Consider the following 23,803-nt stretch of genomic DNA (forward strand, 5'->3'; position numbering starts at 1 on the left):
TCCCGGCTCCTGACGACTCCCCACCGAACGGAGTCCCGATGCCCTCCCTCCCGCTGGTCGGCGACACGCTCGCCTACGTGCGTGACGCCCCCGGCTACATGCAACGCCGCTGGGACCAGCACGGTCCCGTCTCCGAGATCACCCTCCTGGGCCGCCGCTGGACGGTCCTGCTCGGCCCCGACGCCTGCGCCGAGGCGCTGCGCAACGCCGACAAGGCCTTCGCCAGCGGCCCCGGGTGGGGCTACCTGGTCGGGCCGTTCTTCGACCGCGGCCTGATGCTGCTCGACTTCGGCGAGCACCACCAGCACCGCCGCGTCCTGCAGCAGGCCTTCACCCGCCAGCGCCTCGAGGGGTACGCCGCGGCGCTGAGCCCCGCCGTCGCCCGCGGGGTGGCCCGCTGGCCCGCGCAGCCGGGGTTCCGCGCCTACCCGGCGCTCAAGGAGCTGACGCTGGACCTGGCGACCGAGATCTTCATGGGTGGCGCCGAGCTGGCCTCGCCGGCGGAGCTGGCCCGGGTCAACCGCGCCTTCGTCGACTGCGTCCAGGCCGCGACCGGGCTGGTGCGCGCCGACCTGCCCGGCACCCGCTGGGGACGCGCCCACCGCGGGCGGCGGGTGCTGGAGGAGTTCCTGCACCGCCACCTGCCGGCCAAGCGCGCCGGCGGCGGTGAGGACCTGTTCTCGGTGCTGTGCCGGCTGCGCGACGAGGACGGCACGGCGTTCAGCGACGACGACATCGTCAACCACATGATCTTCTTGCTGATGGCCGCCCACGACACCTCGACGATCACCGTCTCCACCGTGCTGCAGCACCTCGGTCAGCACCCGGAGTGGCAGGAGCGCTGTCGCGAGGAGTCCCTGGCCCTGCCCGAGCACCCGACGCTGGCCGAGCTCGATTCGCTGACGTCGCTGGACCTGGTCATCAAGGAGTGCCTGCGCCTGGTTCCTCCGGTGCCGGTGCTGGCCCGGCACACCGTCCACGAGACCGAGGTGCTCGGCCACCGGATCCCGGCGGGGCGCCACACCGCGCTGATGCTGCACCACAGCCACCAGATGCCCGAGCTGTGGAGCGACCCGACCCGCTTCGACCCCGAGCGGTTCGCCGAGCCGCGCCGCGAGGACCGCTCCCACCGCCACGCGTGGGAGCCGTTCGGCGGCGGTGTCCACAAGTGCCTCGGCATGGCCTTCGCCGGCATCGAGGTGACCACGATCCTGCACCACCTGCTGCGCCGTCACCGCTGGTCGGTCGACCCCGGCTACCGGGCGCCGCTGAGCTATGCCTCGCTGCCCTTCCCCACGGACGGCCAGCCGGTCGACCTCGTCCCGCTCACCACCTCTCCCAGGAGCGCCGCATGACCCGAGACCTCAGCACCCTCACCGTCCTCGTCACCGGGGGCGCCCGCGGCATCGGCCGGGCCACCGCCGAGCGGCTCGCCCGCCACGGCGCCCGGGTCGCGATCGGCGACCTCGACGCCGCCCTGGTGCGCTCGGTGGCTGCGGAGATCTCCGCGGAGCCCGCGGTGTCCCGCGCCGGCGGCCGGGTCGTCGGCGCCGAGCTCGACGTCACCGAGCGCACCTCCTGGGAGGAGTTCCTCCTCGACACCGCCGAGCTCGGGCCCGTGGACGTGCTGGTCAACAATGCCGGGATCATGCCGCTCGGCTCGATCCTCGAGGAGCCCGAGGCGGTGACCCGCAAGATCGTCGACGTCAACCTGCACGGCATCATCCACGGCACCAAGGCCGTCGTACCGGGGATGGTCGCCCGCGGTCACGGGCACGTCGTCAACATCGCCTCGGCGGTGGGCCGGGTGGCGTTGCCCGGGGGCGCGACGTACTCCGCCTCGAAGTTCGCCGCGGTCGGGTTCAGCGAGGCGCTGCGCGGTGAGCTCGAGCCGCGCGGGGTGGACGTGACGGTGGTGCTGCCCAACGTCGTACGCACCGAGCTCGGCGCCGGCGTCCCGGCCGCGCGCGGGGTCAAGGCGGTCACCGCCGAGGACGTCGCCGCCGTGGTCGAGTCGACGATCCGCAAGCCGCGCCCGGAGCTGTGGGTGCCGCGCTACGCCCAGGTGGTCGCCAAGGGCGCGCTGGTGCTGCCGCCGCGGGTGCAGCACCTGCTGGCCCGTGCGATGCGCGCCGACTCGGTGCTGTCCTCCGCCGACCAGAGCGCGCGGGCGGCGTACGAGGCCCGGGTCCGCGCCCAGCACTGAGGCGGGACCGTACCGATGCGGGACCGTGCGCCTGCGGCGATGATGGCGCCATGACGACGTACGTCGGGTTCCTGCGCGCGATCAACCTGGGCGCCTCCCGGAAGTTCCCCAAGGACGTGATCGTGGCCGCGGTGGAGTCGCTGGGCTTCGCCGGGGTCGCGACCCACATCAACACCGGCAACGTCCGCTTCGACACCTCGATGCGCTCCCGGGCGCGGATCGAGGCGGCCCTGGAGAAGGCGTTCCGCGAGGCCGCAGGCTTCGAGGTCCCGACGATCGTGATGACCCCCGCCGAGCTGCGCGAGGCGCTCGCGCACGCGGAGGCCTTCGGCCACGGCGGGCGCCACTACGTCTCGTTCCTCAAACAGGAGCCGGACCCCGCCCAGGTCGCCGCGATCGAGGCGCGCAGCAGCGCCGAGGAGGTGGCCCGCGTCGGTGGCCGCGCGGTGCACCTGATGCTGGGGGAGAACTACCACGAGGCCCGGCTGACGAACGCCGTGGTGGAGAGGCACCTCGGGGTCGCCACCAACCGCAACCTCACGGTCCTGCGCGCGATCGTGGACAAGTGGTGCTGAGCTGAGGCGCGGTGGTTGCTCGTTTCCGCGCAATTGCTGGGAAAAGCACCTGGATCGGGCCGTGGGCGGTGTTTTTCCCAGCAATTGCTGAGTTCCGCGCACCCCGCGCTGACCCCGACACCGACGGGCGCGCCCCGGGCCGCGGCCGCCCTCACTCCCCGCGGAACACCGGGCGCCGGCGCTCGGAGAAGGCACGCATGCCCTCCGCGGCGTCGCGGGTGCGCAGCAGCACGCCCTGCCCGGTGCGCTCGCGCTCCAGGGCCTCCTCCAGGTGGGGGAGGGTGGCGGCGTTGACCGCCTTCTTGGCGGCCGCGAGCGCCAGGGGCGGGCCGGCGGCGAGCCGGCGGGCCAGGGTCGCGACCAGGTCGGGGAACTCCTCCTCGCCGGCCACGTGGGTGACCAGGCCCGCGGCCAGCGCCTCCGTGGCGCTCAGCGGCTCCGCGAGCAGCGCCATCCGCATCGCCCGGGCCCGCCCGATGGAGGCCGCCAGCGTGGCGCTGGCCCCGCCGTCGGGCATCAGCCCGACCCGGCCGAAGGCGAGCAGGAACGACGCGGACTCCGCCGCGACCACGAGGTCGGCGGCCAGCGCCGCCGAGCAGCCGACGCCGGCGGCGACCCCGTTGACGGCCGCCAGCACTGGCTTGTCGAGGTTGACCACCGCCCGGATGATCCGGTTCGCGGCGTCCAGCGCACGCACGTCGAAGCGCTCGTGGGCGTCCTCGCCGGAGATGTCGGCGCCGGTGCTGAACGCCGCCCCGGTGCCGGTGAGCACCACCGCGCGGACCTCGTCGCGCGCCCTGGCCCGCTCCAGCTCCTCGGCGAGGCCGGTGGCCATCTCGTCGCTGAGCGCGTTGAAGACCTCGGGCCGGTTCATCCGCAGCCACAAGACGCCGTCGGCCAGGCGGACCTCGAGGTCAGACAAGGTCGACTCCCGCCTCGCGCAGCTGGGCCAGCGCCGCCTCGGTGGTCTCCGGGGCCACGCCGGCGCACAGGTCGAGCAGCACCCGGGTCGCGAACCCCTCGCCGGCCGCGTCGAGAGCGGTCGCGCGCACGCAGTGGTCGGTCGCGATGCCGACGACGTCGACCGCGTCCACGCCGCGCTCGCGCAGCCAGCTCGCCAGCCCGGTGCCCGCGGGCTCGCGGCCCTCGAACCCCGAGTACGCCGCGGCGTGCTCGCCCTTGCGGAACACCGCGTCGAACGGGCGCGGCTGCAGGTCGGGGTGGAACTCCTCGCCCGGCGTACCGACCGCGCAGTGCACCGGCCAGGAGTCGACGAAGTCGGGCTCCTCGGACCAGTGCGCACCGGGGTCGACGTGGTGGTCCTTGGTCGCGACGACGTGGCTGTAGCCGGGCGCGTCGTCGCCGCCCGCGGACCAACGCCCGACCAGGGCACCGACGTCGCGGGCGACCTTGGCGCCGCCGCTCACCGCCAGCGAGCCGCCCTCGCAGAAGTCGTTCTGGACGTCCACCACGACCAACGCACGTGTCATGAGCCCGACCCTAGTCCGAGGCGCGGGCCCGGCGCTCAGACGTGCAGCGTCGGGATCACCGGCTCACCACGGGACAGCTTGCGCGCCGCGCGCGGCAGCTCGGCGCGGGCGAGCACGTGGCGCTCGCGGGCGGCCTCCAGCGGTTCGCGGCCGACGACCTCGCCGTCGCGGACCAGCGGGACCAGCAGAGCCCGGTCGTCGCCGTCGTCGACCGGCGCGGTGCCGACGCCGATGACCTCGGCCTCCGCGATGCCGCGGGCGCTGCGCCGGCGCAGGGCGTACTTGCGCCCGCCCATCGAGCTCTTGTCCTTGCTGAGCTTGGCCACCGAGACCAGCTCGCCGTCGACGCCCTCGCGCGCGACCAGCTTGTAGACGAAGCCGGAGGTCGGGTGCCCGGAGCCGGTGACCAGCTGGGTGCCCACGCCGTAGCCGTCGACCGGGGCGGCGGCCAGCGCGGCGATCGCGTACTCGTCGAGGTCGCTGGTGACGATGATGCGGGTCTGCGTGGCACCCAGCTCGTCGAGCTGGGCACGCACCTCGTGGGCGAGCACCCCGAGGTCGCCGGAGTCCAGCCGGACCGCGCCGAGCCCGGGGCCGGCGACCTCGACGGCGGTGCGCACGGCGGCGGCGACGTCGTAGGTGTCGACCAGCAGCGTGGTGTCGGCGCCCAACGAGGCGACCTGGGCGCGGAACGCGTCGGTCTCGCTGTCGTGCAGCAGCGTGAAGCTGTGCGCGCTGGTGCCCGTGCTCGGCACGCCGTAGCGCTGCCGGGCGGCGAGATTGGAGGTGGCGGTGAAGCCCGCGACGTACGCCGCGCGCGCGGCCGCGACCGCTGCCTCCTCGTGGGTGCGCCGCGCGCCCATCTCGATGCAGGGGCGGTCCCCGGCGGCGCAGGTCATCCGGGAGGCGGCCGAGGCGATCGCGCTGTCGTGGTTGTAGATCGACAGCAGCAGCGTCTCCAGCAGCACCGCCTCGGCGAAGGGCGCCTCGACCACGACGAGGGGGGAGTAGGGCAGGTAGACCTCGCCCTCGGGGTAGCCCCACACGTCCCCGGAGAAGCGGTAGGAGGCCAGCCACTCCAGGGTCGCCTCGTCGACCACGCCGTCGAGCGCGGCGAGCACCGGCTCGTCGAAGCGGAACGCCTCCAGGGCGTCCAGCGCGCGGCCGACCCCGGCGACCACGCCGTACCGGCGGCCCTCGGGCAGGCGTCGCGGAAACAGCTCGAAGACCGCACGGCGACCGGCGGTGCCGGCGGCCAGGGCGGCCTGCACCATCGTCAGCTCGTAGTGGTCGGTCAGCAGGGCGGTCGAGGGTGGCGTCGACGGGGACGCGGTGGGAGGAGCCACCGGGTCAGTGTGCCAACATGGTCAACGTGTCCGCCGCGAGCCCGGTCGAGGTCGAGCCGACGGTCGTCCCCGATGACCTCACCCACTTGTCGAAGCCGTGGGTGACCATCGTGTGGAACGACCCGGTCAACCTGATGACCTACGTCACCTACGTCTTCGAGACCTACTTCGGCTACCCGCGCAAGAAGGCGGAGAAGCTGATGATGGAGGTCCACGAGGACGGCAAGTCGGTGGTGAGCACCGGCACCCGCGAGGAGATGGAGCGCGACGTGCAGGCCATGCACGAGTACGGCCTCTGGGCGACCCTGCAGAAGGCGGAGTAGGCGGCGATGAGCAGCGGTTTCGAGCGGCACCGCCGCAGCGGGCGCGTCTTCGCCAACTTCACCGCCTTCGAGGCGGACCTGCTGCGCTCGCTGGCCTCCCAGCTGGTCGAGCTGCTGCGCAACGAGGCGGCCGTTCCCCGCGAGGAGCAGGACCCGTTCGAGGCGATGATGGACTTCTCCGGGCCCACCACGGCGCCCGAGGACCCGGTCCTGGCGCGGCTGTTCCCCGCGGCGTACGCCCACGACGAGGAGGCGGCCGGCGAGTTCCGGCGCTTCACCGAGGGCGCCCTGCGCGACGGCAAGGCGCAGGCGGCGAGCACCATCATCGAGACCCTCGAGGACGCCGGGCTGCCCGTCGAGCTCGAGGACGACAGCCTGCTGGTCATCGACGTCGAGCTGGACAAGGAGACCGCCCACATCTGGATGCGGTCCTTCACCGACCTCCGCCTCGCCCTGGCCACCCGCCTCGGCATCGAGGACGGCGACGAGGAGTTCTGGCTCTCGCTGCCCGACGAGGACCCCCGCGCGGCCGCCCACGACATCTACGAGTGGATCGGCTACCTGCAGGAGACGCTGGTCCAGTCCCTCATGTCCTGAGGCTCCGTTCGCACGCACGAGAGAGGCCGCCCTCACCGACTCGACGGTGAGGGCGGCCTCTTTTCGACCCTGGGGGCGTACGGCTCAGACGACGCCGAGGGAGAGCATCGCGTCGGCGACGCGCAGGAAGCTGGAGACGTTGGCGCCGGCGACGTAGTTGCCGGGCTGGCCGTACTCGTCCGCCGCGGCCGCGCACCGGTGGTGCACGCCGACCATGATCTCCTGCAGGCGCTGCTCGGTGTGCTCGAAGGACCAGGAGTCGCGCGAGGCGTTCTGCTGCATCTCCAGCGAGCTGGTCGCGACGCCGCCGGCGTTCGCGGCCTTGCCCGGGGCGAACAGCACGCCGGACTCCTGGAACAGGCGGGTGGCGTCGGGGGTGCAGGGCATGTTCGCGCCCTCGGCGACGGCGCGGACGCCGTTGTCGATGAGGACCTTCGCGGCGGTGCCGTCGAGCTCGTTCTGGGTCGCGCAGGGCAGCGCCACCTCGCAGCGGACGTCCCAGACCTGGCCGCCCTCGACGAACGTGGCGTTCGGGCGCTGGTCGGCGTACACCGAGACGCGCTGGCGGTCGACCTCCTTGACCTGGCGCAGCAGCGCGAGGTCGAGGCCGTCCTCGTCGACGACGTAGCCGGAGGAGTCGGAGCAGGCGACGACGTGGGCGCCGAGCTGGATGGCCTTCTCGGCGGCGTAGATCGCGACGTTGCCTGAGCCGGACACGATCACCCGGCGACCCGACAGCGACTCGCCGCGGGTGGCCAGCATCTCCTCGGTGAAGAAGACGGTGCCGTAGCCGGTGGCCTCGGTGCGCACCTGGGAGCCGCCGTAGGACAGGCCCTTGCCGGTCAGCACGCCGGACTCGTAGCGGTTCGTGATGCGCTTGTACTGGCCGAACAGGTAGCCGATCTCGCGCTGGCCGACGCCGATGTCGCCGGCGGGGACGTCGGTGTACTCGCCGAGGTGGCGGTAGAGCTCGGTCATCATCGACTGGCAGAAGCGCATGATCTCGGCCTCGGAGCGACCCTTGGGGTCGAAGTCCGAGCCGCCCTTGCCGCCGCCGATCGGCAGGCCGGTCAGGGCGTTCTTGAAGATCTGCTCGAAGCCGAGGAACTTCACGATGCCGAGGTAGACCGAGGGGTGGAAGCGCAGCCCGCCCTTGTAGGGGCCGAGGGCGGAGTTGAACTCGACGCGGAAGGCGCGGTTGATCTGCACCCGGCCCTGGTCGTCGGTCCACGGCACCCGGAAGATCAGCTGCCGCTCGGGCTCGCACAGGCGCTCGATGACGGCCTGGTGCAGGTACTCCGGGTGCTTGTGCACCACCGGGCCGAGGGACTCGAGGACCTCGAGGACGGCCTGGTGGAACTCGCGCTCGCCGGGGTTGCGCGACAGAACCGTCGCGTAGTGCTCCTGCAGGGCGTCGTCGAGCTTTTCCATAGGAGAAACCTTAGGCGCTGCCGGTCCGGGCCCTGCGCCCGGATGTCGGGGCCGAGACGGGCGCGTGACCTACGCCGCGCGGCGGGTGTGCTGCCACACTGGCGCCGTGCCGATCCCGCCCTTCGTCGTCGAGCTGCGCCGCATGGTCGGCACCCGCGAGCTGTGGATGCCGGCGGTGACGGCGGTCGTGGTCCGTGAGGGCCGGGTGCTGCTCACCGAACGGGCCGACAACGGCCGGTGGGCCCCGGTGACCGGCATCTTGGACCCGGGGGAGGAGCCCGCGGTCGGTGCGCGCCGCGAGGCGCTGGAGGAGACGGGTGTCGAGATCGCCGTCGAGCGCCTGGCAGCGGTGTCGGTGAGCCCCCGGACCACCCACGTCAACGGCGACCGCGCGGTCTACCTCGACCTGACGTTCGCCTGCTCGTGGCTGTCGGGGGAGCCGTACGCCGCCGACGACGAGAACACCGACGTGCGCTGGTGGCCGCTGGTGGACCTGCCGCCGATGGCGGAGCACCTGTGGGCCCGCATCGAGGCGGCGACCTCGGGGGAGACCGCCCCGCGCTTCGCCCTCTGACCTCGTCCGGGTCCCGGGCTGGTGCCGGGCGCGGCCTGCGCAACCCCTACCCTGGAACGGTGCTGACCATCGACCAGGCCACCTTCGACGCGATCGTCGCGCACGCCAAGCGCGACCACCCCGACGAGGCCTGCGGCATCGTGGCCGGGCCGATCGGCACCGACCGGCCCGAGCGGTTCGTGGAGATGATCAACGCCGCCGGGAGCCCGACGTTCTATGAGTTCGACTCGATGGACCTGCTCCAGCTCTACAAGGAGATGGACGAGCGCGACGAGGAGCCGGTGGTCATCTACCACTCCCACACCGCGACCGAGGCCTACCCGAGCCGCACCGACATCGGGCTGGCGAGCGAGCCGAATGCGCACTACGTGCTGGTCAGCACACGCGAGCACGGGAATAACGAGGGCCCCGTGGAGTTCAGGTCGTATCGGATCCTCGACGGCGAGGTGACCGAGGAAGAGGTCGTCGTCGTCCCGGCCCTGGGCTGAGGATCCCGACCGCCGCACCCGGCACCACCGCACGACCGCACCGACCTGCCCAAGACCTGTCCCGCACGACGACGCTGAAAATCCCTGAGGAGCTGTTCGAAGCCATGGCCATCGAGGTCCGGATCCCCACCATCCTGCGCACCTACACCGGCGGCGAGAAGGCCGTCTCGGGTGACGGCGCCACGCTGAGCGCGCTCATCGACGACCTCGAGGGCAACCACCCCGGCATCAAGGACCGCCTCATCGACAACGGCGACCTGCGCCGCTTCGTCAACGTCTACATCAACGACGAGGACGTCCGCTTCATCGGCGGCCTCGAGGCCGAGCTCTCCGACGGCGACCAGGTCGTGGTGCTTCCCGCCGTGGCCGGGGGCTGCTGAGACCGCGACGGTCCCGCGATGATCACCACCCCGGCGCGGCGCACGTTCGTCCTGGTCGACGGCGAGAACATCGACGCGACCCTCGGCAACTCGCTGCTGGGCCGACGCCCGCAGCCCGACGAGCGGCCCCGCTGGGAGCGGGTCACGGCGTACGCCCGTGACCTGTGGGACCAGCCGGTCACCGGCCTGTTCTTCCTCAACGCCTCCAGCGGCCAGCTGCCGACCAGCTTCGTGCAGGCGCTGCTGGCGATGGACTACCGGCCGATCCCGCTGGCCGGTCGCAGCGACGAGAAGGTCGTCGACGTCGGCATCCTGCGCACGCTCGACGCGCTCGTCGGCCGCGACGACGACGTGCTGCTGTGCAGCCACGACGCCGACTTCGCCGAGGCGCTGGGCCGGCTGCTCGGCAACGGGCGCCGGGTCGGCGTGGTGGCGCTGCGCGAGTACGCCAGCACCGCGTTCGACAACCTCGGCCTGGAGGTCCACGACCTCGAGGACGACGTGGCCGCGTTCAACGTGCCGCTCCCGCGGGTGCGGATCATCGCGCTCGAGGACTTCGACCCCGAGCGCTTCCTCAGCTGAGCCGGTCCCGGCCGGCGCTCCGTTCCACCACGACCCGAATGGCATCCTGATACCCATGCGCTACGACAACCTGCTCGCCTCGGTCGGCAACACTCCGCTGGTCGGGCTGCCTCGGTTGTCGCCGACCTCCGAGGTCCGGCTGTGGGCCAAGCTGGAGGACCGCAACCCCACCGGCTCGATCAAGGACCGCCCGGCCCTGAAGATGATCGAGCAGGCGGAGAAGGACGGCACCCTCCGACCGGGCTGCACGATCTTGGAGCCCACCTCCGGCAACACCGGCATCTCGCTGGCGATGGCGGCCAAGCTCAAGGGCTACCGGATCGTGTGCGTGATGCCGGAGAACACCTCCGAGGAGCGGCGTCAGCTGCTGCGGATGTGGGGCGCCGAGATCGTCTCCAGCCCGGCCGCGGGCGGCTCCAACGAGGCGGTGCGGGTCGCGAAGCGGATCGCCGAGGAGCACCCCGACTGGGTGATGCTCTACCAGTACGGCAACCCCGCCAACGCCCTCGCACACGAGGAGGGCACCGGTCCCGAGCTGCTCGCCGACCTGCCCTCGATCACCCACTTCGTCGCCGGGCTCGGCACCACCGGCACGCTGATGGGCGTCTCGCGCTTCTTCCGCGCGGCCAAGCCCGACGTACGCATCGTCGCGGCGGAGCCGCGCTACGGCGAGCTCGTCTACGGCCTGCGCAACCTCGACGAGGGCTTCGTGCCCGAGCTGTACGACGCGGACCTGATCGACTCGCGGTTCTCGGTCGGCCCCCGCGACGCGGTCCGCCGGGTGCGCGAGCTGCTCGAGCTCGAGGGCATCTTCGCCGGCGTCTCGACCGGCGCGATCCTGCACGCGGCGCTGGGCCAGGCCGCCAAGGCGGTCAAGGCCGGCGAGAGCGCCGACATCGCGTTCGTCGTGTGCGACGGCGGCTGGAAGTACCTCTCCACCGGCGCCTACGAGGGCACCGTGGACGACGCCGAGGAGCGCCTCGAGGGCCAGCTCTGGGCCTAGGCCGGGAGCTCCGGCCACGCCGCCGTGGTGGGGACCACCTCACCCGCAGACGTGATGTCGGTCGCGACTCGCTGCGCGCGGGGGTGCGACGCCCTAGCCTGTGCGACGTGCCCCTGACGACGACCTGCCTTCCGTGCTCCCGGGGGCGTGCATGAGGCTGACGATCGTCGGGTGCTCCGGCTCCTTCCCCGGGCCGGACTCGCCCGCCAGCTGCTACCTCCTCGAGGCCCGCCACGACGACGGCACCGGTGAGCGCACCTGGCGCGTGCTGGTCGATCTCGGCAGCGGCGCGCTCGGGGCGCTCCAGCGCTACGCCGACCCGCTGCAGATCGACGCGGTGCTGCTCAGCCACCTGCACGCCGACCACTGCCTGGACCTGTGCGGCTACTACGTGATGCGTCGCTACCACCCCGACGGGGCGCAGCCGCGGATCCCGGTCTGGGGTCCCGTGGACACCGCCGACCGGATGGCCCGCGCCTACGACCTGCCCGTGGAGCCGGGGATGCGCGAGGAGTTCGACTTCCACGACTGGGACGGCCCGATCGACGTCGGGCCCTTCCACGCCGAGCCGGTGCCCGTGGACCACCCCATCGCGGCGTACGGCCTGCGCATCAGCGTCGACGGCGCGGTGCTGGCCTACACCGGGGACACCGGCCCGTGCGCGGCCCTCGACGACCTGGCCCGCGACGCCGACCTGCTGCTCGCCGAGGCGTCGTTCCTCTCCAGCGCGCAGAACCCGCCCGCGCTGCACCTCACCGGCACCGAGTGCGGCCAGGTCGCGACCCGTGCCGGGGCCCGGAGCCTGGTGCTCACCCACATCCCGCCGTGGCACGACCCCGAGGTCGCGCTGGCCGAGGCGCAGGGCCAGTACGCCGGCCCGCTCCAGGTCGCCCGCGCCGGCGCGACGTACGAGCTGGGCGGCTGACGGCGCCACCGATCGCGGCGCGGACGGTCTCGGCACCGCGCGTCTCGGCGGAGGACGGCCTCCACCTCTGCCAGGGTGGAAGCATGATCACAGTCGAAGGACTCACCAGGACCTACGGCGCGTTCACCGCCGTCGACGACGTGAGCTTCGTCTGCCAGCCAGGACGGGTCACCGGGTTCCTCGGTCCCAACGGCGCCGGCAAGACGACGGCCATGCGGATGATGGTCGGGCTGACCGCGCCCACCCGCGGTCGCGCCACGATCGGCGGGCACCGCTACGCCGACATCCCCAACCCCGGACGCCACGTCGGCGTCCTGCTCGACGCCTCCGCACAGCACGCCGGCCGCACGGGCCGCGAGGTGCTCACGATCGGCGCGAAGACCATGGGCCTGCCCGCCTCGCGCATCGACGAGATGCTCGCCCTGGTCTCGCTCAGCGACGCCGAGTCCAAGCGCCGGGTGCGCAACTACTCCCTCGGCATGCGCCAGCGCCTGGGCATCGCCCACGCGCTGCTCGGCGACCCCGAGGTGCTGATCCTCGACGAGCCGGCCAACGGCCTGGACCCCGCTGGCATCCGCTGGATGCGCGGCCTGCTGCGCGGGTACGCCGGGCGCGGCGGCACCGTGCTGCTCTCCAGCCACCTGCTGCACGAGGTCGAGCAGATCGCCGACGAGCTGATCCTCATCGGTCGCGGGCGGATCGTGGCCCAGGGCGACCGCGAGACGCTCCTGGCCGACTCGGGCCCGGCGAGCAGCCTGGTCACGGCGCTCGACAACGACGCGCTCGCCGCCGCCCTGACGGCACAGGGCATCCAGGTCAGCCCCTCCGGGACCGGACTGCGCGTGGCCGCCTCCCCGGAGACCGTCGGGCGCGCGGCGCTCGACGCCCGCGTCGTGCTGACCGACCTCCGCACCGGCCAGGCCGGCCTGGAGGACCTCTTCCTCGAGCTCACCGCCGACACCCAGCGCGAGGGCCACCCCGCCGCCGCGACCCAGCAAGGAGCCTCCGCATGAGCACCCCCGACCTCACCGCGACGGCACCGCCGCGCACCCTCGACATCTCCAGCACCGCGCGGGTCCCCTTCACCCGGCTGGTCGCGGTCGAGTGGCGCAAGATGCTGGACACCCGGGGCGGCTTCTGGCTGATGGCCATCACCGCACTGCTGCTCGCTGGCACGATCGCGCTCGTCCTGCTCGTCGTCGCCCTCGACGACGAGGCGACGGTGAGCGCCAACGACCTCGCCCAGATCCTGTCCATCCCGCTGTCGCTGCTGCTGCCGGTCTTCCCGATCCTCGTGGTGACCAGCGAGTGGAGCCAGCGCACCGGGCTGGTGACCTTCAGCCTCGAGCCGCACCGGCTGCGGGTGCTGCTCGCCAAGCTCGGTGCCGTGGTGCTGTTCGCGTTCGCGACCATCGCCCTGGCGGTCGTGCTGGGCGCCATCACCAACCCGATCGGAGCCGCGATCGGCGGCTACGACGTGCGCTGGAACCTCGACGCCGGCACGCTGTCGATGACCGTGCTCAGCCAGCTGCTCTACTTCCTGATGGCGTTCGGCCTGGCGATGCTGATGCTGAGCACCCCGGCGGCGATCGCAGTCTTCTACGTCGTCGCGATCATGTTGCCGTTCATGGTCTATTCGATCCTCTACTTCGCCTTCGACTGGGCGCAGTCGCTGATCCCGTGGATCGACCTCAGCTACGCGTTCACGCCGTTCTTGGACGGCTTCTCGGGTGTCGACGGTCTTGACGTCGCCCGTCTCGTGGTCGCGATCGCGATCTGGATCGTGGTGCCGATGGTGCTGGGCGCTCGGCGGGTGCTCCGCTCCGAGCCCAAGTAGCCAGCAGGCCAGCGGAGCGACCGTCGGCGCCGGGTCGTAGCCTTCGGGCCATGACACGTGCCGACGGTCGCGCCGACGACGAGCTCCGCCCCATCACCATCACCCGCAACTGGCTGGACCACGCCGCGGGCTCCGTCCTCGTGGAGTTCGGCCGCACCAAGGTGCTCTGCGCCGCCTCCGCCTCCGAGGGCGTGCCGCGCTGGCGCAAGGGCTCCGGCCTGGGTTGGGTCACCGCCGAATACGCCATGCTCCCCGCCTCCACCAACACCCGCTCGGACCGCGAGTCGGTCAAGGGCCGCATCGGCGGGCGCACCCACGAGATCAGCCGCCTGATCGGCCGCTCGCTGCGCGCGGTCATCGACTACGAAGCCCTCGGCGAGAACACCATCCAGCTCGACTGCGACGTGCTCCAGGCCGACGGCGGCACCCGCACCGCCGCGATCACCGGCGCCTACGTCGCCCTCGCCGACGCCGTGGCCCACCTGCGCTCCACCGGGGCAATCAAGGGCGAGCCGCTGACCGGCTCGGTCGCCGCCGTCAGCGTCGGCATCATCGACGGTGTGCCGCGCCTCGACCTGCCCTACGAGGAGGACGTGCGCGCCGAGACCGACATGAACATCGTGATGACCGGCACCGGCTCCTTCATCGAGGTGCAGGGCACCGCCGAGGCCGCGCCGTTCGACCGCGCTGAGCTCGACGCGCTCCTCGCCCTCGGCGAGAAGGGCTGCGCCGACCTGACCCGCATGCAGGCGGAGGCGCTGGCCCGATGAGCGGCGCGCCCCGCGTCTTCCTGGCCTCGCGCAACGCCAAGAAGCTGGCGGAGATGGAGCGGATCCTGCTCGAGCACGTGCCCGACGCCGTGGTCGTGGGCCTCGACGACGTGCCGGCCTACGACGAGCCGGTCGAGGACCAGCCGACGTTCGCCGGCAACGCGCTGCTCAAGGCCCGCGCCGGCTTCGAGGTCACCGGCCTGCCCTCGGTGGCCGACGACAGCGGGCTGTGCGTCGACGCCCTCAACGGCATGCCCGGCGTGCTGTCCGCGCGCTGGAGCGGTCCGCCGAAGTCCGATGCGCGCAACAACGAGCTGCTTCTCGCCCAGCTGGCCGACGTGCCCGACGAGCGTCGTACGGCGCACTTCGCGTGCGCGGTCGCGGTGGTCCACGCCGGCGGCGAGCTGGTCGTCGAGGGCCGCATGGACGGACGCGTGGTCCACGAGGCCCGGGGGAGCGGCGGCTTCGGCTACGACGTGGTCTTCGAGGCCGACGACCGGCCCGGCCTCACCACCGCCGAGCTGGACCGCGCCGACAAGGACGCGATCTCCCACCGCGGCCGCGCGCTGCGCGAGCTGGCGCCGCGGCTGGCCGAGCTGCTCACTGGCAGCGACTAAAGGCTGACCCCACCTGCGCCGCGCGCGGGGGTGCGTGGGAATCTCGGGGGGTGAACCGCCACTTCCTCCTCCGTCGCACCCTCGCCCGCGTGCTGCTGCGCCTGGCCCGCTGGCGCACGGTCGGAACCGTTCCCGAGCGCGGGGTGCTGGTGGGCGCACCGCACACCTCCAACTGGGACTGGGTGCTGACCATCCTCCTGGCCTGGGACAACAGCGTGAACATCCACCTGCTGGTCAAGAAGGAGCTCTTCGTCGGCCCGCTCGCGTGGGTGCTGAAGGCGACCGGCGCGGTGAAGCTGGACCGTGCCGACCCCGGCGCGACCGTCCGCGAGCTGATCGAGCAGGCGGGCGCCTCCGAGGAGCCGTTCCTGCTCGGGATCGCCGCGGAGGGCACCCGCACGCGCGGGGAGTACTGGAAGTCCGGCTTCTACCGGATCTCCCAGCGCACCGGGCTGCCGGTCACGCTGGCCTTCATCGACGTCCCGACGCGCACCGTGGGCTGGGGCCCGACCTTCCACCCCTCGGGCGACGTCCGCGCCGACATGGACCAGGTGCGGGAGTTCTACGCCGACAAGCGCGGGTTCCGGCCCGACGACTTCACGCCGCCGCGGCTGCGTGAGGAGGACCGGGGCCAGGAGCCCACGGCGCCCCAGACCTGAGACGCTGGCTGTCCCCGGCCCGCTGTCGCGGGACCGGGGCCGGTGGTGCGCTCGGAGAGACTCGAACTCTCACTGGCCAGGACCTAAACCTGGTGCCTCTGCCAATTGGGCTACGAGCGCGCTGCCGCGCCGAGTCTAGGGAGGGCGCTGCCTGCGTGCTGCAGCGCCCGCCGCGGACCGGCGTACGGCGGACTCAGGCCTCGTTGAGGGCCAGGTCGCGCTTGAGCTTGGCGACGTGGCCGGTGGCCTTGACGTTGTACTGCGCCAAGAAGACCTTGCCGTCCTCGTCGACCACGATCGTGGAGCGGATGACGCCCTCGACGACCTTGCCGTAGAGCTTCTTCTCGCCGAACGCGCCGTAGTCCTTCATCACCTGCTTGTCCGGGTCGGAGAGCAGCGTGATCGACAGGCCGTCCTTCTCGCGGAACTTGGCGAGCTTCTCCGGCTTGTCCGGGGAGATGCCGATGACGTCGAACCCGGCGCCGCGCAGCGACTCCAGGGAGTCGGTGAAGTCGCACGCCTGCTTGGTGCACCCCGGGGTCATCGCCGCCGGGTAGAAGTAGACGATCACCTTGCGGCCCAGGTAGTCCGAGAGGGCGACCTCCTTGCCGGTGTCGTCGGCGAGGATGAACTCGGGGGCGGTGTCGCCGGGGGACAGGCGGGTGCTCTCGCTCACGTGGGGGCTCCTCGGGTGATTCGAAATCGGCGCTATTGCGACCAATGTGCAACAGCGTAGGGTGGGCAGCCATGGCCGGTCGCCCGGTCGCCAAACTAGCGGCACCCCTCGCGAGCACCTGGAGCGACTCCATGCACGTGCCCGACGGCTTCCTCGATGCGCCCACCTCGATCGCGACCGGGGTGGTGGCCGCCGGCGTGGTCGCGATCGCCCTGCGCCGCGCGCGTACCGAGCTCGACGACCGCACCGCGCCGATGGCGGGCCTGGTGGCCGCGTTCGTGTTCGCCGCCCAGATGATCAACTTCCCGGTCGGGGCAGGCACGAGTGGCCACCTGATGGGCGGGGCGCTGGCCGCGGTGCTGGTCGGGCCCTGGACGGCGGTGCTCTGCCTCGCGGTGGTGCTGCTGGTGCAGGGGCTGTTCATGGCCGACGGCGGGATCAGCGCGCTGGGCACCAACATCGTGCTGATCGGGGTGGTCACGACCGCCGTCGGCTGGTTGGTGTTCCGCGCGCTGCGCGCGGTGCTGCCGCGCCGTCTCGGGGTGGTGGCGCCCGCGGCGGCGATCGCGGCGCTGGTCTCGGTCCCTGCCGCCGCGGCGGTCTTCACCGGGCTCTTCGCCGTGGGGGGCACCGTCCCGGTGGAGTCCGGCGACGTGCTCGCCGCGATGCTCGGGTGGCACGTGCTGATCGGGATCGGCGAGGCGGTGGTGACCGGACTGGTCGTCGCCTCCGTGGTCCGGGTGCGCCCCGACCTGGTCTACGGCGCCCGCGACCTGATCCGCGCGCGGACGCTGGAGATCCGCGAGGCCGGGCGCCCGACATGAGGGCCCGCCACCTCTATCTCGTCGGGCTCCTCGTCGCGCTGGGCGTGGCGGGTGTCGCGAGCTACTACGCCAGCGCCCACCCCGACGGTCTCGAGCACGTCGCGGAGCAGCTGGGCTTCCTGCACGCCGCCGAGGACTCCGCGACCTCCGACAGCCCGTTCGCCGACTACCAGGTGGCCGGGATCGACGACGCCCGGCTCAGCGGCGGGCTCGCCGGCGTGCTCGGCGTGCTGCTGGTGCTGCTGATCGCCGGCGGCCTGGCCTGGGCGGTGCGCCGGCGGGGCGGCGCCGAGGAGCCGGTCGAGGAGCCGGTCGAGGACCGGGAGCGCCGGTGAGCGGGGCACACACGCACCTGCTGCACCACCACGGGCACAGCCCGGTGCACCGGGCACCCGCGCACCTCAAGCTCCTCGCCCTGCTGGCCTTCGTGCTCCTGGTCGTCGCGACGCCCCGGGACCTCTACGCCGCGTTCGCCGCCTGGCTGGTGCTGCTCCTGGGCGTGATCGCGGTGGCGCGGGTGCCGCTGCGCCACCTGCTGGCGCGGATGGTGGTCGAGGTGCCGTTCGTGGTGTTCGCCGTGCTGGTCCCGTTCGTCGCCACCGGGCCGCGCACCGAGGTGCTCGGCCTCAGCGTGTCCGAGCCCGGGCTCGTGGCCGCGGGCGGGTTGTTGATGAAGGGCACCCTCGGCGTACTCGCCTCGCTGACGATGGCCGCGACCACCGCGCCGACCGAGATCCTCGTGGGCCTGCGCCGGCTGCGGATGCCCGAGCTGATCGTGTCGATCATGGGCTTCATGGTGCGCTACCTCGAGGTGGTCACCGACGAGATGAGCCGCATGCTCACCGCGATGCGCTCGCGGGGCTGCCAACCGCGCTCACCGCGGCACTGGCCGGCGCTGGCGCGCGCGCTGGGGGCGCTGTTCATCCGCTCCTACGAGCGCGGCGAGCGGGTCCATCTCGCGATGATCTCGCGCGGCTACACCGGCAGCCTCCCCGACCTGGCAGGCGCCGCCGGCGAGTCGGGCACCTCGGGTCCTCGGCGTGAGCGGCCCGTGGCGCCGTGACGCGGCCGGTCCTGGACGTCCGCGGCCTGGCCTACGCCTATCCCGACGGCCGACAGGCGCTGTACGGCGTGGACCTGCACGTCCACCGCGGCGAGCGGGTCGCGCTGCTCGGGCCCAACGGCGCCGGCAAGACCACGCTGGTGCTGCACCTCAACGGCATCCTCACCGCGGGCGCCGGGTCGGTGAGCGTCAGCGGGATGCCGGTGGTCACGAAGCACCTGGGCGAGATCCGCCGCCGGGTCGGGATCGTGTTCCAGGACCCCGACGACCAGCTGTTCATGGCCAGCGTGCGCCAGGATGTCGCCTTCGGCCCCGCCAACCTCGGCATCCGCGGCCCCGAGCTGGAGCGCCGGGTGCTCGCCGCGCTGGAGCTGGTCGGGATGGCCGAGCATGCCGACCGGCCGCCGCACCACCTCTCCTTCGGTCAGCGGCGCCGGGTCGCCCTGGCCACGGTGCTGGTGATGGAGCCGGAGATCCTGGTGCTCGACGAGCCCTCCTCCAACCTCGACCCGGCCTCGCGCCGCGAGCTCGCCGACATCCTGCGCTCCCTCGACGTCACCGTCTTGATGGTCACCCACGACCTGCCCTACGCCCTGGAGCTGTGCCCTCGCGCCGTGGTGCTGAGCGACGGCGTGGTGGTGGCCGACGGCCCGACGTACGACGTCCTGCTCGACGCGGAGCTGATGCGTGCGAACCGCCTCGAGCTGCCCTTCGGCTTCGACCCGCGCACCACGCGGGCCGCACCCGACGCTGATTGATAGCCTCCCCCTAGTTCAGCACCGTCGGGGGTGACCCGGCCCAACCCAGGAGCAGGCCCGTGAGCAACGCCAACGACACCTCGGCCCTCGAGCGCGAGATCGAGGAGACCCGCGAGCGGCTCGCCGGCACCATCGACCAGCTGCTGCACCGCTCCAGCCCGAAGACCATCGCCAGCCGCGAGGCCGCCTCGCTGAAGGCGCACTTCGTGGACCCCGTGACGGGCGAGCCGCGCACCGACAACATCCTCAAGGTCGTGGGCGGCGTCGTCGGCGCGATCGCGCTCATCGTCGTGGTCCGCAAGGCCGTCGGCTGATCGTCGTGAGCGACAAGACGCCCATCAAGATGCTCCACGACCGTGTCCTCGTCGAGGTCGACGGGGAGGCGGGGGAGCGGCGCTCGTCGGGCGGCATCGTGATCCCGGCGACCGCCGCCATGGCCGCGCGCCGGCTCAGCTGGGCCAAGGTCATCGGCACCGGCCCGTCCGCGCGCGCCGTACAGCCCGGGGACCGGGTGCTCTTCGACCTCGAGGACAAGGCGGAGGTCGAGGTCTCCGGCGAGGTGTACGTCGTCATGCGCGAGCGCGACATCCACGCCGTCGCCGCCGACCGCGTCGCCGACCAGTCCTCCGGCCTCTACCTCTGACCCCTGCCGGACGGCCCCCTCGCTCGGGGACTACGGGGAGACCTGGACGACGACCTTGCCCTGGTTGCGGCCGGACATGAGGCGGGCGAAGGCCTCGGGGGCCTGGTCCAGGCCGACGTAGCGGTCCTCGAGCAGGGTGATCCGGCCGTCCGCAATCAGGGCGCCGAGGCGGGCGGCCTGCTCGGCGAGGAGGTCGTGGTGGTCGTAGACGACCATGCCCCGCACCTCGGCGCGGGCGGTCATCACGGCGCCGGCGCGCACGGTCGTCGGGGCCCCGCCGTTGTACTGGTCCATCAGCCCGCACAGCGAGACGCGCGCGCCGACGGCGAGCTGCTCCATCACCACGTCGAGGGTCGCCTGGTCGCCCATGTGCAGGTAGGCGTCGATCCCGTCCGGGCAGGCCTTGCGCAGCTCCTCGACCCAGCCCTCGCGCCCCCGGACCACGGCCGCGGCGTACCCCAGCTGGTCGGTGGCGATCGCGACCTTCTCGTCGGTGCCGACGATCGCGACCGCCCGCGCGCCGGCCACGGTGGCCAGCTGCCCGGCGACGGCGCCGACGCCGCCGGTGGCCGAGGAGATCACCACGGTGTCGCCGACCCGCGGCTTGAGGTGCCGCACGTGGGCGGCGTACGCCGTGAGGCCGGGCATGCCGAGCGCGCCCAGGGCGGCGCTCGCCGGCACCCCCGCGCGTCGGGGGACAGGGGTCACCGCGGCGGCCGGGAGCACGGCGATCTCGCGCCAGCCGGTCTCGGCGAGGACCAGGGTGCCGACCGGCACCGAGTCGTCCGCGGAGGCGGTGACGGTGGCGATCGAGCGCCCGGGCACGACGTCGCCGGGGTTGACCGGGGCGTCGCCGAGGTGGCGACCGCCCAGGGTGGAGCGGATGTAGGGATCGAGCGACAGCACGTCGACCGTGACCGTCACCTGCCCGGGGGCCATCGCCGGCACCTCGACGGTGGCGACGGCGAAGTCCTCGGCACAGGGCGTGCCGTCGGGGACCCGCGCGAGGGTGACAGCGCGGGAGGAGGTGGTGGCCATGGCGTGCTCCTGGGACTCATCGGGTGGGCTGCTCCGAGTCTCGCACAGCAATATATGATCTAGGAGACACCGTTGCGGGATGTGGAACATGGTTACACTCCCAGCCGTGGCGGACACCTACCTCTTCGGGCCCCTGATCTCCACCGGCGACGTGGCGGCCCACCAGCAGACCTTCGGTGAGGTGTTCGACCTCGTCGAGGCCGGCCGGGCGCAGCTGCCCACCGCCGACGCGCGGGCGATCTTCGGCGCCGGCGTCGACACTGCGAGCCTCGTCTCCCTGCAGACCGAGGGCGTCCCGGCGGGGGTGCTGCTCGCCGACTTCGGGCCGCGCTCGGCGGAGACCGTGCGGGACCCGGACACCTGGATCCATCGCGACGTCCTGCGGGTGGTCGACTTCCACGCCCCGGACTTCCCGGCGGCGGTGGCCCACGCCCGCGCCGCGGGCTGCAAGGTCGAGGGATCCGAGGCGGAGTACGAGGGCGAGGACGCGGGGTTCCGCGAGGCCCACCTGCGCCTGCCCGACCACGTCGTCGCCGCGGTGCTGGGGGCTCCCGCGGACTTCTTCGCCGACTTCGTCCAGGTCTCCGACCGGCGGGTGAGCGAGGTGGTCAGCATCTCGCTGCCGCTCAGCGACGCCGCCGAGACCCTCGACTTCCTCGACCGGGTGCTCGGCTGGGGTGTCGTCTACGAGCTCAGCTTCCGCGACGCCTCGTTCAGCGAGCTGCTGGGCACCGACGAGGAGCTCACCGTCCACGCCCGGATGGTGGGCCCGGCGCGCAACCAGCCCTACCTCAACCTGGTCGACTACGGCCTGCCCGCCACCGCCGCTGCGAGCCTGCGCGGTCGCGCGGTGGCCCCGCGCCGCGGGCTCCTCGGCGCGGTCCTGGGCACGGCCGACCTGGACGCCGTCCGCGCCGCCGCGGGGGAGGCCGCGGGACCCGTCGTACCGCTCGATCTCGCGCCGTTCGGCGACACTCGCGCCTGCGTGCTCGACCTTCCTCCGGGCATCCCGCTGCTCCTCGTCGAGACCCGCTGACCCCTCGTCGGCACGAGTCCCCCGGGGCGGTCTGCAACCTCCCCGTAATGAGCGCACCTTTTGGCGTAACACCGTTCCGTCAAGGTGCATCCGGGCGTGCCGACCGGGTCTCGTCACGGGATCGGACGATCCGGCTCGCCGCCTTGACGGTGTGGTCCACACCACTTACCTTTGCCGTATTCCGCAAATAGAAAAGGCGTTCCGAATGGCGGAACGCCTGGCCCGCCTCTGGGGTCGGACCGGTTCTTCCATGCGTGAAAAGCAGAATGGAGCCCCCATGTTGTTCAATCGGCGCACCCCGCAGTACGCCGCCCGCTCGACCGGCCGTCTGCGCCTCGGCACCGCCACGCTCGCCGTGCTCGGCCTCGGCGTGCTGACGGCCTGCGGCGGCGGATCCGGATCCTCCAGCGACGCCCCGGACAGCACCACGATCACGGACCTGGTCGTCGACGTCCTGGCCGAGCCGGACTCGCTGGACCCGTTCTACCGCAACACTGCGGAGGCGCAGCGCTACTACCGCCTGGTCTACAGCAGCCTGCTGCAGTGGAACGAGGACGGCACGATGTCGCCGGACCTCGCCGCCGAGATGCCCGAGGTCAGCAAGGACGGGCTCACCTGGACGGTCAAGCTGCGCGAGGGCGTCACCTTCCACGACGGCTCCCCGCTCACGGCCGCGGACGTGGTGCACACCGTGAAGGAGGCTCAGGACCCCGAGAACGGCGCGGTCTGGCTGGCCGCCATGAGCTTCGTCGAGTCGGCCACCGCGCAGGGCGAGGACACGGTGGTGCTGAAGCTCAGCGAGCCGTACGCCTACCTGGACAGCAAGCTGGCGATGCTCCCGATCATCTCCGACGAGGACGACTACAAGCCGAACGCGACGTACGCGACCACCGGCAACGGCAGTGGGCCCTACGCGCTGGCCTCGCTCAAGCGCGGCGACGCGCTGACGCTGGAGCGCAACGAGGACTACTACGGCGAGCCGATGAAGTTCGAGACGATCACCTTCAAGGTGGTCCCCGAGGACGCCTCGCGGATCGCGCGGCTGACCAACGGCGACTCCCACATCGTGCCCGACCTGCCCACCGACCAGGTCGAGCTGGTCACCCAGCGCGACGCCAACGCGGTGACGGTGGAGTCGAACGTCTCCCGGCTCTTCGCCTACCCGTCGATGAAGGCCGACCGGCCGACGTCCAACGCCGACTTCCGCCTCGCGATCGCCTACGCCGCGGACCGCCAGCGCATCGTCGACCAGGTCTACAGCGGCGCCGGTCGCCCCAACAGCACCTACCTGACCTACGGCACGCTCTACCACGACGAGGACCTCGGCCTGGCGTTCGGCGCCGAGCCGGACCTGGACAAGGCCAAGGAGCACCTCGCCGCCTCGGGCGTCGAGCTGGACCGCAAGCTCAACATCATCGCGGTCAACGACCCGCAGGTGACCAGCGCGGCGACGATCCTGCAGTCCAACCTCAAGGACCTGGGGATCGAGGCGACCGTGGAGTCCCAGGACGTCGCGGGCTTCTACGCCAACCTCGTCTCGGGCGACTACGACCTGATCCTGTTCGACGCGCCGGCCTCGACCTCGACCGGTTTCGCGCCCGACTACGTCAACGGCGGGCTGAACTCGAAGGCCGCGAACAACTTCGCGAAGTTCGCCGACGCCGAGATGGACAAGCTCCTCGAGGTTGCGCTGACCGCGCAGGGCGAGGACGCGCAGGCCGAGGCGTGGCGCGCCGTGCAGCAGCGCGACGTCGAGACCCAGGGCAACATCCAGCTCGTGGTCTCCCAGAGCAGCCAGGCCTGGTCCAATCAGCTGGTCGGCTACGAGCCGTCCTCGCTGCTGTGGCTCAACACCCTGCGTGACGTCACGTAGTCCAGCAGGCATCGAGTCGGCGCCGGCCGGGGGAGCGACCCCGGCCGGCGCCGTGCCTCATCCGGCCCGGGCTCCGGTCAGGGCGCTCC

Annotated in this window: 30 protein-coding genes and 1 tRNA gene; 24 read left to right on the forward strand and 7 right to left on the reverse strand. The window is 72.4% G+C overall.

Going from position 1 to position 23,803, the window contains the following annotated elements; genetic code table 11:
• Nucleotides 1-38: 38 nt before the first annotated feature.
• Genes GFH29_RS04810 through GFH29_RS04820 form a run of 3 tightly spaced genes read left to right on the forward strand, consistent with a single transcriptional unit; the run spans nucleotide 39 to nucleotide 2,781 of the window.
• On the forward strand, nucleotides 39-1,355 hold the full coding sequence (locus GFH29_RS04810) for a cytochrome P450 (RefSeq protein WP_153322284.1): 1,317 nt from the start codon (nucleotides 39-41) through the stop codon (nucleotides 1,353-1,355).
• Nucleotides 1,352-2,206: an SDR family oxidoreductase gene (locus tag GFH29_RS04815; protein WP_153322285.1), complete on the forward strand. Its 855-nt coding sequence runs from the start codon at nucleotides 1,352-1,354 to the stop codon at nucleotides 2,204-2,206. The genes GFH29_RS04810 and GFH29_RS04815 overlap by 4 nt, the downstream gene beginning before the upstream one ends.
• Nucleotides 2,207-2,256: 50 nt before the next feature.
• Nucleotides 2,257-2,781 (forward strand): DUF1697 domain-containing protein, encoded by a 525-nt coding sequence (locus GFH29_RS04820; RefSeq protein ID WP_153322286.1) that lies wholly within the window; start codon nucleotides 2,257-2,259, stop codon nucleotides 2,779-2,781.
• A 151-nt stretch (nucleotides 2,782-2,932) separates the two neighbouring features.
• On the opposite strand, the gene GFH29_RS04825 is transcribed toward GFH29_RS04820, so the two are convergent.
• From GFH29_RS04825 to GFH29_RS04835, 3 genes are read right to left on the reverse strand one after another with little or no spacing between them, the layout of a single operon-like run.
• Complete coding sequence (locus GFH29_RS04825; protein ID WP_153322287.1) at nucleotides 2,933-3,703, reverse strand: enoyl-CoA hydratase-related protein; 771 nt, start codon at nucleotides 3,701-3,703, stop codon at nucleotides 2,933-2,935.
• The gene (locus GFH29_RS04830) at nucleotides 3,696-4,271 is read right to left on the reverse strand and encodes a nicotinamidase (protein ID WP_153322288.1); all 576 of its coding nucleotides are present in this window, start codon (nucleotides 4,269-4,271) and stop codon (nucleotides 3,696-3,698) included. The genes GFH29_RS04825 and GFH29_RS04830 overlap by 8 nt, the downstream gene beginning before the upstream one ends.
• 35 nt (nucleotides 4,272-4,306) lie before the next feature.
• Nucleotides 4,307-5,545, reverse strand: coding sequence for a nicotinate phosphoribosyltransferase (locus GFH29_RS04835; protein WP_416224779.1), 1,239 nt, complete (start codon nucleotides 5,543-5,545; stop codon nucleotides 4,307-4,309).
• A gap of 89 nt (nucleotides 5,546-5,634) precedes the next feature.
• On the opposite strand from GFH29_RS04835, the gene clpS reads away from it, so the two are divergent.
• On the forward strand, nucleotides 5,635-5,940 hold the full coding sequence (gene clpS, locus GFH29_RS04840) for an ATP-dependent Clp protease adapter ClpS (RefSeq protein ID WP_153322290.1): 306 nt from the start codon (nucleotides 5,635-5,637) through the stop codon (nucleotides 5,938-5,940).
• Between the two features lie 6 nt (nucleotides 5,941-5,946).
• The gene (locus GFH29_RS04845; RefSeq protein ID WP_153322291.1) at nucleotides 5,947-6,537 is read left to right on the forward strand and encodes a DUF2017 domain-containing protein; all 591 of its coding nucleotides are present in this window, start codon (nucleotides 5,947-5,949) and stop codon (nucleotides 6,535-6,537) included.
• 84 nt (nucleotides 6,538-6,621) lie between these two features.
• Here the strand turns inward: GFH29_RS04845 and gdhA are convergent, their stop codons facing one another.
• Nucleotides 6,622-7,968: an NADP-specific glutamate dehydrogenase gene (gene gdhA, locus GFH29_RS04850; protein ID WP_153322292.1), complete on the reverse strand. Its 1,347-nt coding sequence runs from the start codon at nucleotides 7,966-7,968 to the stop codon at nucleotides 6,622-6,624.
• 106 nt (nucleotides 7,969-8,074) lie between these two features.
• Between gdhA and GFH29_RS04855 the strand changes: the two genes are divergently transcribed.
• From GFH29_RS04855 to GFH29_RS04905, 11 genes are all read left to right on the forward strand, one after another.
• Nucleotides 8,075-8,542 carry an NUDIX hydrolase gene (locus GFH29_RS04855; RefSeq protein WP_228387770.1) on the forward strand — a complete coding sequence of 156 codons (468 nt, stop codon included), beginning with the start codon at nucleotides 8,075-8,077 and terminating at the stop codon, nucleotides 8,540-8,542.
• A gap of 59 nt (nucleotides 8,543-8,601) precedes the next feature.
• Nucleotides 8,602-9,030, forward strand: a complete 429-nt coding sequence (locus GFH29_RS04860) for a Mov34/MPN/PAD-1 family protein (RefSeq protein ID WP_153322293.1) — start codon at nucleotides 8,602-8,604, stop codon at nucleotides 9,028-9,030.
• Between the two features lie 104 nt (nucleotides 9,031-9,134).
• Nucleotides 9,135-9,410 carry a MoaD/ThiS family protein gene (locus GFH29_RS04865; RefSeq protein WP_153322294.1) on the forward strand — a complete coding sequence of 92 codons (276 nt, stop codon included), beginning with the start codon at nucleotides 9,135-9,137 and terminating at the stop codon, nucleotides 9,408-9,410.
• Between the two features lie 18 nt (nucleotides 9,411-9,428).
• Complete coding sequence (locus GFH29_RS04870; RefSeq protein ID WP_153322295.1) at nucleotides 9,429-9,992, forward strand: NYN domain-containing protein; 564 nt, start codon at nucleotides 9,429-9,431, stop codon at nucleotides 9,990-9,992.
• A gap of 55 nt (nucleotides 9,993-10,047) precedes the next feature.
• Complete coding sequence (locus GFH29_RS04875; protein ID WP_153322296.1) at nucleotides 10,048-10,995, forward strand: PLP-dependent cysteine synthase family protein; 948 nt, start codon at nucleotides 10,048-10,050, stop codon at nucleotides 10,993-10,995.
• A 151-nt stretch (nucleotides 10,996-11,146) separates the two neighbouring features.
• Complete coding sequence (locus tag GFH29_RS04880) at nucleotides 11,147-11,920, forward strand: MBL fold metallo-hydrolase (RefSeq protein WP_153322297.1); 774 nt, start codon at nucleotides 11,147-11,149, stop codon at nucleotides 11,918-11,920.
• An 83-nt stretch (nucleotides 11,921-12,003) separates the two neighbouring features.
• Nucleotides 12,004-12,933 (forward strand): ABC transporter ATP-binding protein, encoded by a 930-nt coding sequence (locus tag GFH29_RS04885; RefSeq protein ID WP_153322298.1) that lies wholly within the window; start codon nucleotides 12,004-12,006, stop codon nucleotides 12,931-12,933.
• A complete protein-coding gene (locus tag GFH29_RS04890) occupies nucleotides 12,930-13,757 on the forward strand; it encodes an ABC transporter permease (RefSeq protein ID WP_153322299.1) in 828 nt (275 codons plus the stop codon). The genes GFH29_RS04885 and GFH29_RS04890 overlap by 4 nt, the downstream gene beginning before the upstream one ends.
• 50 nt (nucleotides 13,758-13,807) lie before the next feature.
• Nucleotides 13,808-14,527 (forward strand): ribonuclease PH, encoded by a 720-nt coding sequence (gene rph / locus GFH29_RS04895; RefSeq protein WP_153322300.1) that lies wholly within the window; start codon nucleotides 13,808-13,810, stop codon nucleotides 14,525-14,527.
• On the forward strand, nucleotides 14,524-15,144 hold the full coding sequence (rdgB, locus tag GFH29_RS04900; RefSeq protein ID WP_153322301.1) for an RdgB/HAM1 family non-canonical purine NTP pyrophosphatase: 621 nt from the start codon (nucleotides 14,524-14,526) through the stop codon (nucleotides 15,142-15,144). Before rph ends, rdgB begins: the two co-directional genes overlap by 4 nt.
• Before the next feature lie 50 nt (nucleotides 15,145-15,194).
• Nucleotides 15,195-15,803 (forward strand): 1-acyl-sn-glycerol-3-phosphate acyltransferase, encoded by a 609-nt coding sequence (locus GFH29_RS04905; RefSeq protein WP_153322302.1) that lies wholly within the window; start codon nucleotides 15,195-15,197, stop codon nucleotides 15,801-15,803.
• A gap of 43 nt (nucleotides 15,804-15,846) precedes the next feature.
• Here GFH29_RS04905 and GFH29_RS04910 read toward each other — a convergent pair.
• Both GFH29_RS04910 and bcp read right to left on the reverse strand, forming a co-directional pair.
• Nucleotides 15,847-15,923, reverse strand: a tRNA-Leu gene (locus GFH29_RS04910).
• A 73-nt stretch (nucleotides 15,924-15,996) separates the two neighbouring features.
• Nucleotides 15,997-16,479 carry a thioredoxin-dependent thiol peroxidase gene (gene bcp / locus GFH29_RS04915; protein ID WP_153322303.1) on the reverse strand — a complete coding sequence of 161 codons (483 nt, stop codon included), beginning with the start codon at nucleotides 16,477-16,479 and terminating at the stop codon, nucleotides 15,997-15,999.
• A gap of 131 nt (nucleotides 16,480-16,610) precedes the next feature.
• On the opposite strand from bcp, the gene GFH29_RS04920 reads away from it, so the two are divergent.
• Genes GFH29_RS04920 through GFH29_RS04940 form a run of 6 tightly spaced genes read left to right on the forward strand, consistent with a single transcriptional unit; the run spans nucleotide 16,611 to nucleotide 19,767 of the window.
• Nucleotides 16,611-17,303 carry an energy-coupling factor ABC transporter permease gene (locus tag GFH29_RS04920; protein WP_194289039.1) on the forward strand — a complete coding sequence of 231 codons (693 nt, stop codon included), beginning with the start codon at nucleotides 16,611-16,613 and terminating at the stop codon, nucleotides 17,301-17,303.
• A complete protein-coding gene (locus GFH29_RS20425) occupies nucleotides 17,300-17,638 on the forward strand; it encodes a PDGLE domain-containing protein (protein WP_194289036.1) in 339 nt (112 codons plus the stop codon). Before GFH29_RS04920 ends, GFH29_RS20425 begins: the two co-directional genes overlap by 4 nt.
• Nucleotides 17,635-18,366: a cobalt ECF transporter T component CbiQ gene (cbiQ, locus tag GFH29_RS04925; RefSeq protein ID WP_153322304.1), complete on the forward strand. Its 732-nt coding sequence runs from the start codon at nucleotides 17,635-17,637 to the stop codon at nucleotides 18,364-18,366. Before GFH29_RS20425 ends, cbiQ begins: the two co-directional genes overlap by 4 nt.
• A complete protein-coding gene (locus tag GFH29_RS04930) occupies nucleotides 18,363-19,124 on the forward strand; it encodes an energy-coupling factor ABC transporter ATP-binding protein (RefSeq protein WP_153322305.1) in 762 nt (253 codons plus the stop codon). Before cbiQ ends, GFH29_RS04930 begins: the two co-directional genes overlap by 4 nt.
• Before the next feature lie 59 nt (nucleotides 19,125-19,183).
• Nucleotides 19,184-19,438 carry a DUF3618 domain-containing protein gene (locus GFH29_RS04935; protein WP_153322306.1) on the forward strand — a complete coding sequence of 85 codons (255 nt, stop codon included), beginning with the start codon at nucleotides 19,184-19,186 and terminating at the stop codon, nucleotides 19,436-19,438.
• A gap of 29 nt (nucleotides 19,439-19,467) precedes the next feature.
• A complete protein-coding gene (locus GFH29_RS04940; RefSeq protein WP_153325641.1) occupies nucleotides 19,468-19,767 on the forward strand; it encodes a GroES family chaperonin in 300 nt (99 codons plus the stop codon).
• 30 nt (nucleotides 19,768-19,797) lie between these two features.
• On the opposite strand, the gene GFH29_RS04945 is transcribed toward GFH29_RS04940, so the two are convergent.
• Entirely contained in the window at nucleotides 19,798-20,805 is a 1,008-nt protein-coding gene (locus GFH29_RS04945; RefSeq protein ID WP_194289035.1) for an MDR family NADP-dependent oxidoreductase, read from the reverse strand.
• Nucleotides 20,806-20,911: 106 nt separating this feature from the next.
• Here GFH29_RS04945 and GFH29_RS04950 point away from each other — a divergent pair, with 106 nt between their 5' ends.
• Both GFH29_RS04950 and GFH29_RS04955 read left to right on the forward strand, forming a co-directional pair.
• The gene (locus GFH29_RS04950) at nucleotides 20,912-21,841 is read left to right on the forward strand and encodes a hypothetical protein (protein ID WP_153322308.1); all 930 of its coding nucleotides are present in this window, start codon (nucleotides 20,912-20,914) and stop codon (nucleotides 21,839-21,841) included.
• Between the two features lie 277 nt (nucleotides 21,842-22,118).
• Nucleotides 22,119-23,714, forward strand: coding sequence for an ABC transporter substrate-binding protein (locus GFH29_RS04955; RefSeq protein WP_194289034.1), 1,596 nt, complete (start codon nucleotides 22,119-22,121; stop codon nucleotides 23,712-23,714).
• Nucleotides 23,715-23,803 lie beyond the last annotated feature (89 nt).

Source organism: Nocardioides sp. dk884 (assembly GCF_009557055.1).
Taxonomy (GTDB): domain Bacteria; phylum Actinomycetota; class Actinomycetes; order Propionibacteriales; family Nocardioidaceae; genus Nocardioides.